Raw genomic sequence first — 10,626 nt, 5'->3', positions numbered from 1 at the left:
AGCGTTGCCGATGGGGGCGCCGGGGGTGGTGGTGGCGTTTTATCGTACGGAAGCGTGCTGGGTTCGGTGGCGTTACCGGGGCGGCTGGCGCCGCCTCCGCGGGTGCCTCTTTCGCTCGTTGCTCTCGCTCTTTCGTTACGCCGCGCTACAGGGGCGCGGCATTAAGCGGGAGATTTGATCTGCTGGGGGCTGTGGGCTGCATGGAGGCGTGCGATGAGCTGTTCCTCCAGGGCGAAGCGTTCGGTGAGCCCTTTGGCGAGACGGTCAATCCAAGCGGGTAACCGCGCTAGGTTTTGTTGGCAGCGCACCGGGGATACGAAGTCTTCATCAAACTCCAGCACCATGGCAGTAGACATTTCCAGGCGCTCTAGCAGTTGTGCGGCAATGTGAAGCGCGCTTTCGTCATTAAAAGCTTTCGCTTCTTCCGCAAGCTGCGGGTAAATCTCAAAGTGCCCAGCACTGATATAGTCCATCAGCAGTTCGCTGAAGGTATCAATGCGCGCTTTGCTCACGGCTTCCAGCTCCGCATCGCAGGCTTCTTTTAGTTCAATAAAGCTCACGAGTAGCGCGCGACGCTGATCAAGCCAGCGATCAATTAAGCTGTGTACGCCTCCCCAGCGCTCCAGGGCATTTTTGCAATCTTCGAGCATGGGGCTTTCTCCTTGCAGATAGCCGCCTTGAACAGGGCTAGACTCGCTTTTCCTTCTGCCTCTGTCAATCCTGGCGGGAATGATTTCCTTGATACTGGAGAGTACGTCTTCGATAGTCAACGCTTGCGTTAGACAGCCGTCGATAGATCGGCTGCCTAACGACTAGGCTAGCGCTTGATGGCTAGCCACAGCATACGCAGCGGCGCCAGGGCCAGCACCAAAAAACCGATCAGCGTCCAGGCAGGCAGTGACAGCCCCAACAGCATGAAGTCGATCTCAGCGCACTCCCCAGAGCCGGTAAGCACCATGGCGACGACTTCCTGCATAGGCAGGATATCCATCATGTAATCCAGCCCTGGGCCACAGCTAGGCACCTCATCTGCTGGTAAGCCCTGCAGCCACACATGACGCCCGGCGATAAAGGCACCGGTGCCCACGGCAGCTAACCCTAACAGGCCATAAATGCCTCTACCCACGCCCCCTTTAGGGTTGTGAATGGCTGCCACAGCTAGCACTAGCCCGGCGGCGATAACCGCTACTCGCTGAAAAATACATAGCGGGCAGGGCTCTAAACCCACAATATGCTCAAGGCTCAGCGCTACGGCCATCATCAGTACGCAAAACGCGACACCGGCGAGTGCCGTCGGACGAATGGCTGACAATGTCATTGCGCATCCTCGGGTGGCAGTGCAGAAAGCACCCGAGACTCTCGCGCTTTGGTGAAATAACTCTCTAGGAACTCGCTAAAGCTCTCTTGGTCGGCCTCCTCAATATCCCGCTGCTGCTGGTGAGAGGTGTCGATCAGTTGAGCGAGTAGCGCTTCGCGGGAACGCAGCATCGGCGTGGCTTTCAGCTTATCGGCTTGGGCCTGCGCCATGCTCAGTAGCGTGTCGCTTAGTGATCCATTGCCCTCTTGCAAGCGCGCCAGCATTTGCGCCGAGGGGGTCAACGAAGGATCTTTCAAGCGTGGTGCAAGAGCTTCAAGCGCTGCTGCATGGGGTTCGCCCTCCTCGACAGCATCCAGCAAGCGTGCCACCTCAGCCATTTCAGCAAAAATTTGCTCGCCCCAAGCAGGCAGCGTGACCGATTCCCCATTGCGAGTTAGGCGCAGTTCCGGGTCGCGGCCGCGCTCTACGACCAGCCGTCGGTTATCGTCTAGGCGGTCACACTCTTCATCGGAAATCCAGGGGCTGTCGCTGAGTAGGCACCACATCAGGAAGGTATCGACAAAGCGCATCTGGGATTCCGTGACGCCCAACGGATCGAACGGATTGAGATCCAGGCAGCGCACTTCGATGTATTCGACGCCCCGGGCCTCCAACGCCTGGCTTGGCGTTTCGTTGTGCTTGGCTACGCGTTTGGGTCGAATATCGCTGTAGTACTCGTTTTCGATCTGCAGGATATTGGCGTTAAGCTGCTGCCACTCGTCGCCGTTTCTCACGCCCAGCGCTTCGTAGTCCGGCCAGGGGGTGGAAATGGCATGGCGCAGCGTGTTGACGTAGTTCGACAGCGAATTGAAGCAAATTTTAAGCTGCGACTGCACTTTGTTCTGATAGCCAAGATCCGACATACGCAGTGTAGTGGCATAAGGCGCGTAATAGGTATCGTCGCTGAGCGGCTGCAGCTTATCCGGCACTTGGCCATTCGGCAGGAAGCTTTTGTCTATCGCAGGAGACGCGCCAAACAAGTAGAGCAGCAACCAACTATGGCGGCGGAAGTGGCGAATCATCCCGAAGTAGCGGGTCGAGCGGTAATCGTTAAACGGGATGTTGGTGGCTTTTTCCATTTCCCGCAGCGCGTGCCACATATCGTCCGGCAGCGACACGTTGTAATGCACGCCCGCGATGGCCTGCATAATACGGCCATAGCGTACGTCTAAACCCTTACGGTAGACATGCTTCATGGTACCGACGTTAGAGCTGCCGTAATCCGCAATGGGCACACTATCGTTACCTGAAAGCCGCGAGGGCATGCTGCCCGGCCAGATCCACTCGTTTTCCAAGTGGTGATAGGTAAAGGTGTGCAGATCAGATAAAAACGCCAGCGCCTCTTTAGGCTCGGAGTACACCGGAGTGATGTACTCCAGCAGCGCCTCAGAGTAATCGGTGGTGATATGCGGGTGCGTCAGTTTCGATCCGAGCGCGTGCGGATGAGCCGTTTGGGCAATATGGCCATGGGCATCAACACGCAGACCCTCTTTCTCCAACCCGCGACGCAAGCGCCCTAAGCGCCCAAGTCGCGCGCTTGGCAGCAACCGCTCTACCTGGGCGGTGAGCGAAGATGGCACAGTGAGAGGTTCAGACAAGGTGAACACTCCTTGTTAGTAAGGCCTGCATTAAGCAGGCCTTGTTGAAGTCAGCTGGCATCGCCATAACCATTACCCTGCTTTCTCATCGAGAATAGACAGCAGGATATGGCGACAATGGTTAAATATTCAAGACGCGCGACTATTTGCCCCGCTTGGCTTTCATCAGCGCAGCCCCAAGCGCACCCATCGCAGCAGGGGGTTCGCTCTGCTGATTGCCCTGGCGCTGCCCGCCTTGGCGGCGGCTGCGAGTGGGTTTGCGCGGCGCTGCCGAGGCTGTGCTGCCTGGTGCTTCGGGCTGTTCCGGCTCGTCATCCAAACGCATGGATAGCCCTACCCGTTTACGCGGAATATCCACGCTCATCACTTTTACCGTGACGATATCGCCCGCCTTCACAACGCTACGCGGATCATCAATAAAGCGGTCGGAAAGCGCCGAGATATGCACGAGGCCGTCTTGGTGAACGCCGATATCCACAAACGCCCCGAAGTGGGTCACGTTGGTGACGGTGCCTTCCAGCACCATGCCGAGCTTGAGGTCATTGAGGGTTTCAACGCCCTCGCGGAATTCAGCGGCTTTGAACTCTGGGCGCGGGTCGCGGCCGGGCTTATCCAGCTCTTTGAGGATGTCGCTCACGGTGGGTACACCAAAACGCTCGTCGGCGAAGTCGGCGGGCTTGAGTGCTTTCAGAGTGGCGCTGTCGCCAATCAGCCCTTTCACGTCGCGGCTGTTCTGCTTGGCAATGCGCTCTACCAGCGTGTAGGCCTCGGGGTGAACCGCACTGGCATCCAGCGGGTTCTCAGCATTGCTAATACGCAAAAAGCCTGCGCACTGCTCGAAGGTTTTCGGGCCAAGGCGGCTCACTTCAAGCAGCTCTTTACGGCTCTTGAATGCCCCCTGCAGGTTGCGCTGAGCGACGATATTTTCGGCAATAGCGGCGCTTAGGCCTGCCACACGGGAAAGCAGCGCGCTGGACGCGGTATTGAGATCCACGCCCACGGCGTTAACACAGTCCTCAATCACGGCTTCCAAGCTGCGAGAGAGCTGTACTTGGGAAACATCGTGCTGATACTGGCCCACACCAATGGATTTGGGCTCGATCTTCACCAGCTCGGCTAAAGGGTCTTGCAAGCGGCGAGCGATAGAGACAGCGCCGCGAATGGTCACGTCGAGATCCGGGAGTTCGCGCGCGGCGTACTCGGATGCCGAATACACCGATGCGCCCGCCTCGGATACCATTACCTTGCTCAGCCGATGGGCTGGGGCCAGCGCTTTTACTAGCTCGCCCGCGAGCTTGTCGGTTTCGCGGCTGGCGGTGCCGTTACCTACCGCGATCAGCTCCACACCGTGCTGTTTTACTAGCTTGGCCAGCACGTTAAGGGATTCATCCCAGCGGTTTTGCGGCGCATGGGGGTAGATCGTTGCTTGGTCAATAAACTGACCGGTGGCGTCGATCACCGCTACTTTACAGCCGGTGCGCAGGCCGGGGTCTAATGCCAACGTGACTTTCTGCCCGGCAGGCGCTGCCAGTAGTAGGTCTTTCAGGTTGGCGGCAAATACGTCGATAGCGGTCTGCTCGGCGTGTTCACGCAGGCGGCCCAGTAGTTCGGTTTCCAACGCGGTGTAAAGCTTCACGCGCCAGGTCCAGCGAACTACTTCGCTTAACCATTTATCCGCCGCGCGTCCCTCATCACTAATGCCTACGTGCTTGGCAATCGCCACTTGGGCGGGATGAGTGGGTGCGTCGTCTTCACCCGGCAAACGGATCGCTAGGCTTAAGATGCCTTCGTTGCGGCCACGGAACATGGCCAGCGCCCGGTGCGAGGGCACTTTCGACAGCTTTTCGTCGTGCTCGAAGTAGTCGGAGAACTTCGCGCCCTCCTGCTGTTTGCCATCCAGCACGCGCGCACTGAGCTCGCCCTCTTGCCATAGCCGCTCCCGCAGTTGACCAATCAGCTCGGGGTCTTCTGCAAAGCGCTCCATCAGAATCTGCTTGGCACCATCCAGCGCCGCCTTGGCATCTTCAATGGCGGGGATATCCCCTTCGGCTTCGCGCAGGTATTGGGCGGCTTCGCTTTCGGGGTCAAGCGTTGGATTCGCTAACAGCGCATCCGCCAGGGGCTCTAACCCGGCTTCACGGGCAATTTGGGCTTTGGTGCGGCGCTTTTTCTTGAAGGGGAGGTATAAATCTTCCAAACGCTGCTTGGTATCGGCGGCTTGAATGGTCGCTTTGAGTGTGGGGTCTAACTTGCCCTGCTCATCGATGGCGGCCAGTACCGCTTCACGACGCTCTTCAAGCTCGCGCAGGTAGCGCAGGCGTTCGTCCAACTGGCGAAGCTGCGTATCATCCAGCGCGCCAGTGACTTCTTTACGGTAACGGGCAATAAAAGGAACGGTAGCGCCACCATCCAGAAGCTCTACCGTTGCGGCGACTTGTTCAGGCCGGACGCTTAGCTCTTCGGCCAAGCGTGCAGTAATGCGTTGTTTGACATCCATAACGTGCAACTAACTCATGCAGCATTCGAGGTGCCGACAAGGTACCACAAACCACCTAGACTGGCATGGATTGCCCGCTACCCCTATCTTCACCTTCCCTCTACCTCTGCCAAGCTCACCTACCACACTAGCGGTGAAACTGCTTTTCTCGTTCCGGCTGCCAAAAAATAGCGTCTATGCGCAGTCTTACATTAGCGTTATTAGGCAACGGCCACTCAATCTCATCCCCTACTTTTAAACCGATTAACGCCGCTCCAATGGGTGCCATGACAGAAATTCCGTCAGCCACACTTGCTAAAGCGTGAGGGTAGACCAGCGTCCTGACCATCTGACAGCCACGCGTCAGGTCCGTGAAGCGGATTTGGCTATTCATGCTTACCACATTGTCAGGTATGTCCTGTGGGTCTAATACCTCACCACGCGACAACTCTTCTTCCAGCAGTTCTGCCACCACTTGATCTTTTTCAGACGCGTGGTCAATCAGTCGCTGCAGACGCTCAGCATCCAGCCGATTAATGATAATGGGAGGCCGCTGCCCCATGGTCACTCTCCTTAAGAACATGCCAACCAATGCAAAAAAGCCCTTCCCCGGGGTGGGAAAGGACTGCGTATTGCTGCTACACGCAAACTCGTTGATTTAAAGCCTTAGGTGACACCCTGCTCAATCATGGCATCCGCCACTTTGCGGAAACCGGCAATATTAGCGCCTAGCACTAAGTTCTCTGGTTCCCCAAATTCCTTTGCTGTCTCAGCACACTGCCGATAAATATCCGCCATAATGCGCTGTAGCTTTTTATCCACTTTTGCTAACGGCCATTGCTCCATACTGCTATTTTGCGCCATTTCTAACTGACTGGTGGCCACGCCACCTGCATTAGCCGCTTTACCTGGACCATAGGCTAATTTAGCGGCAAGAAAGTGCTCTACTGCCGCTTTGGTGGAGGGCATATTAGCCCCTTCGCTTATGCAGCGAACGCCATTTTCAATCAGCACCTTGGCGTCGCATTCCGTTAGCTCGTTCTGGGTGGCACAGGGAAAGGCGACATCTCCCTGAATACGCCAGACGGCATGACCATCGCTCGGATAATCATGCGCAGGCACATATAGTGCTTCCGGGCGCTCACGTAAGTACGCCTCTAGCGATACCCGTTCGACCTCTTTTAAGCACTTTAAAAGCTCAAGATCAATCCCGCTAGGGTCATGGATCGTACCGCGAGAATCACTGCAGGTAATGGGCCGCGCGCCCAGTTCATAGAGTTTCTCAATGGTATAAATCGCGACATTACCTGCGCCAGACACAAGGCAGGTTTTGCCTTCTAGCGTTTCATCACGAGCTGCCAGCATGTTTTGGGCAAAATACACCGCGCCATAACCCGTCGCCTCTTTACGGCCCAAAGAACCACCCCAAGACAAACCTTTTCCAGTCAGGACCCCTTCATAACGACCGGTTAACCGCTTGTACTGGCCAAATAGGTAGCCAATTTCGCGTGCACCAACCCCGATGTCCCCGGCAGGAACGTCGCTATTTGGACCTATATGACGGTACAGCTCCGTCATAAAGGATTGGCAAAAGCGCATGATTTCGTTGTCCGACTTACCTTTTGGATCAAAATCAGAGCCACCTTTACCACCACCAATAGGTAAGCCGGTAAGGGCATTTTTGAATATCTGCTCAAAACCTAGGAACTTGATGGTGCCTGCTGTCACGCTAGGGTGAAAGCGCAGTCCTCCTTTATAAGGCCCCAGTGCAGAGTTGAACTGCACACGATACCCTTTATTCACCTGGACGCGGCCAGCGTCATCCAGCCAGCTGACACGAAACATAATTTGCCGTTCAGGCTCAACGATCCGTTCAATAATACTGTGCTGGTGATAGTGTGGTGTGCGCTCAAACAGCGGTCGCAGGCACTCAAGCACTTCTTCCGTCGCTTGATAGAACTCAGTTTGGGCAGGGCTACTCTTAGCAAGTCGCGTAAGCGTGTCGTGAACATAAGGCATGGAAGTGTACCGTTCCGTGTAAAACTATCGTTATGCTGGCCAGCGCATAGCCACATTTAACTGTGGGAACGAATTCCTGCATACCCTATGCAGGTTTGGTATGGCAAAAAAACGCCTGCATAGAGACTAAAGTCTATGCTTTATTGCTCATTTATGGTGCATCTACAATTTCTAATCAATGGTAATTAAACGATTCACGCAGGAACAAGGCAGAGTGCAGCGCTGTTGTTACTTATATACCCACCCTCAATCAGGCGAGGGTTTACGCGGTTTTGCGAATAAAAAAGGGGCAGTGCCGTGGCACTGCCCCTTTCTAGCTAGCTCTTCCCAGCGACGCTTGTAAGTACCTTTTTAGATACCTTTTAAACCTTAGGTGAGCTGTGGGCCTGCCTGGATAATGGCTTCGTTAACGCCTTCAAACTTCTTGAAGTTCTCAACGAATTTAGTGGCCAGCTCTTGCAGGTGGCGGTCATAAGCGTCGCGGTCTGCCCAGGTCTCGCGAGGGTCGAGCAGGCTGGAGTCTACGCCCGGTACGGCTACCGGCACCTCCAGGTTTAAGCCTTCAATGTGCTTGGTTTCTACATCGCGCAGAATGCCAGACTGAATCGCGCTGATGATGGCGCGAGTGGTCGGAATGGAGAAGCGTGAACCGCCTTCACCGTAAGCACCGCCGGTCCAGCCAGTGTTGACCAAGTAAACCTGGGCGTCTTTCTTCTCAACGCGCTTGATCAGAAGGTCGGCGTACTCACGGGCCGGACGCGGGAAAAATGGAGCGCCGAAACAGGTAGAGAACGTCGCCGCCAAGCCTTCGGAAGAACCCATTTCGGTGGAGCCGACTTTCGCCGTGTAGCCTGACAGGAAGTGGTAAGCCGCCGCTTCTTTCGACAGCACGGAGACCGGCGGCAGCACACCGGACATATCGCAGGTCAGGAAGACGATGGCATTAGGCTCGCCTGCCAGGTTTTCTGCGACGCGCTTTTCGACGTGCTCGAGCGGGTAGGCGGCACGGGAGTTCTGGGTCAGGCTGTCGTCGGCGTAATCCGGCTCGCGACGGTCGTCGAGTACGACGTTTTCCAGCACGGTGCCAAACTTGATCGCGTTCCAGATGACCGGCTCGTTCTTCTCAGAAAGGTCGATGCACTTGGCGTAGCAGCCGCCTTCCATGTTGAAGACAATGCCGTCGCCCCAAGCGTGTTCGTCATCACCAATCAGGAAGCGCGCTTGGTCAGCAGACAACGTGGTTTTGCCGGTGCCAGAGAGGCCGAAGAACAGGCAGGTTTCACCATCTTCGCCCACGTTAGCCGAGCAGTGCATCGGCAGCACGTCGGAAGCGGGCAGCAGGAAGTTCTGCACAGAGAACATGGCTTTCTTCATTTCGCCGGCGTAGCGCATGCCAGCGATCAGCACTTTACGCTCGGCAAAGTTGATGATGACGCAGCCATCGGAGTTGGTGCCGTCGCGGTTCGGGTCACACTCGAAGCCTGCGGCGTTAAGAATGGTCCACTCTTCTTTGGCGGCTTGGTTGTAGGCCTGAGGACGTACAAACATGGTGCGACCAAATAGGTTCTGCCAAGCGGTTTCAGTGGTGACACGTACCGGCAGGTAGTGAGTGGCGTCGCTGCCCACGTGCAGCTCAGAAATGAAGTGCTCGCCGTTACTCAGGTGATCTTCAACCCGCGCCCAAAGAGCTGAGAATTTTTCAGCGTCGAAGGGGCGGTTAACGCTGCCCCAATCAATGCTGTCACGGGTGGAGGGCTCATCGACGATAAAACGGTCTTTCGGTGAACGCCCGGTGCGTACGCCGGTGTTGACTACCAGGGCTCCGTTCGCCGCGAGGCGACCTTCACCACGGGCCACTGCGCGCTCGATCAGTTCGGCGCTGCTGAGATTAACGTGGGCTTGGGGAGCGGCTTGAGTCGTGGTCATGTCGATTCCTGGGTCTCTAATTTTCCGAGCGTCGCCGACGCCTTGAGAAATCATCCTAGCCCCTGTTATAGCGGTCACAGCAGGCTAGGTGCGCTGAAGTTTGGTGCATTATGGCAAAAAGAAAGCCCCCGGGAAACGGGGGCTTTTACCAAATATCTTGTAGTTAAACTACTACAATGACACTACATCTTGTGTTGCAGCGCAGCATATTTTCAAACACCTGTTTGGCTTTTCGCCATCAAACGGTGCGGTGCGCGGGGTGCAGCATCCCGCCCCAAACGCACCCTCGTCAGGTGCCGACTACACAATTAGTGAATCACCGGCGGTGGCGCGCCTGGGTCCTCCAACAAAGTTTCAATATCCGCTGCGGTGTAGTGATATTTCGTATGACAAAAGTGACATTGGGTATCAATCGCGCCCTGTTCGCGCAAAATATCCCGAAGTTCATCCTTGCCAAGGGTGTAGAGCGCATAACTCATGCGCTCCCGCGAGCAGGTGCATCCAAAGCTCAGCGCTTTGGGGTCGAAGACCCGCACGGTCTCTTCATGATAGAGGCGATACAGCACTTCTCGCTGCTCTAAGCCCAGCAGCTCTTCTTGCTTGATAGTATCGGCTAGGTGAACGCTGCGCTCCCAGGCGTCTACATCCTGGTTTTGCGACGCATCCGGTAAGCGCTGGAGAAGCAGCCCTCCTGCCCGTTCGCCGTCAGCAGCTAGCCAAAGCCGCGTGGGCAGCTGCTCCGACTGGCCGAAGTAGGCTTCCAGACAGCCGCCCAGAGTATCGTGATCCAGCCCGACGATGCCCTGATAGCGATGCCCCTCTTTAGGGTCTAGGGTAATCACGATTTGGCCGTCCCCTACCAGCTCGCGGAAGCTAGCGTGTTCGCTGGGCAGTGCGGCGTCTTCGGCAATACGTGCAATGGCCCGCAGCTCGCCGCCGGGGTTGGACTCTGCCATTAACAGGGCGAGCACTCCCTGGCCGCGCACTTCGATACTGAGCGTACCATCCAGCTTAACGGTATCGGTCAATAGGGCGACCGCCGCTAGCAACTCACCCAGCAGTTGGTTAACTGCGGGTGGGTAGGCGTGGCGGTCGAGCACTTCGTGGTAAGCCGTGCTGAGCGTAACGATCTCGCCACGCACGTTAGTTTGGTCAAACAAAAAGCGTTGAATTTGATCAGACATAAAAAGACCATGGGAGGAGAAGTAGGAGGAGAAGTAATAGGAGAGCACAGCAGGGTAAGCGGCTGC

At 56.2% G+C, this 10,626-nt stretch carries 8 protein-coding genes; all 8 read right to left on the bottom strand.

The annotated features are described in order from the left end of the window. Nucleotides 1-161 precede the first annotated feature (161 nt). Complete coding sequence (rsd, locus tag AC13CY_RS01715; protein ID WP_044630363.1) at nucleotides 162-650, bottom strand: sigma D regulator; 489 nt, start codon at nucleotides 648-650, stop codon at nucleotides 162-164. A 167-nt stretch (nucleotides 651-817) separates the two neighbouring features. Beyond that, entirely contained in the window at nucleotides 818-1,318 is a 501-nt protein-coding gene (locus AC13CY_RS01710) for a disulfide bond formation protein B (protein ID WP_058578366.1), read from the bottom strand. Beyond that, nucleotides 1,315-2,955 carry a glutamate--cysteine ligase gene (gene gshA / locus AC13CY_RS01705; protein ID WP_074210371.1) on the bottom strand — a complete coding sequence of 547 codons (1,641 nt, stop codon included), beginning with the start codon at nucleotides 2,953-2,955 and terminating at the stop codon, nucleotides 1,315-1,317. Before gshA ends, AC13CY_RS01710 begins: the two co-directional genes overlap by 4 nt. 142 nt (nucleotides 2,956-3,097) lie before the next feature. After that, on the bottom strand, nucleotides 3,098-5,452 hold the full coding sequence (locus tag AC13CY_RS01700) for a Tex family protein (protein ID WP_074210370.1): 2,355 nt from the start codon (nucleotides 5,450-5,452) through the stop codon (nucleotides 3,098-3,100). Nucleotides 5,453-5,579: 127 nt separating this feature from the next. Beyond that, on the bottom strand, nucleotides 5,580-5,993 hold the full coding sequence (gene rnk, locus AC13CY_RS01695) for a nucleoside diphosphate kinase regulator (protein WP_054641305.1): 414 nt from the start codon (nucleotides 5,991-5,993) through the stop codon (nucleotides 5,580-5,582). A 104-nt stretch (nucleotides 5,994-6,097) separates the two neighbouring features. Beyond that, nucleotides 6,098-7,450, bottom strand: a complete 1,353-nt coding sequence (gene gdhA / locus AC13CY_RS01690) for an NADP-specific glutamate dehydrogenase (RefSeq protein ID WP_483052226.1) — start codon at nucleotides 7,448-7,450, stop codon at nucleotides 6,098-6,100. Between the two features lie 369 nt (nucleotides 7,451-7,819). After that, nucleotides 7,820-9,376, bottom strand: a complete 1,557-nt coding sequence (locus tag AC13CY_RS01685) for a phosphoenolpyruvate carboxykinase (RefSeq protein ID WP_054645145.1) — start codon at nucleotides 9,374-9,376, stop codon at nucleotides 7,820-7,822. 308 nt (nucleotides 9,377-9,684) lie between these two features. Then, nucleotides 9,685-10,560: an Hsp33 family molecular chaperone HslO gene (gene hslO / locus AC13CY_RS01680; RefSeq protein WP_044630369.1), complete on the bottom strand. Its 876-nt coding sequence runs from the start codon at nucleotides 10,558-10,560 to the stop codon at nucleotides 9,685-9,687. Nucleotides 10,561-10,626 lie beyond the last annotated feature (66 nt).

The sequence above is a fragment of the Vreelandella sp. L-15 genome, from assembly GCF_056857635.1.
The sequence above is the reverse complement of the archived record's forward strand: the minus strand, read 5'-3'. Positions and strand labels throughout refer to the sequence as shown.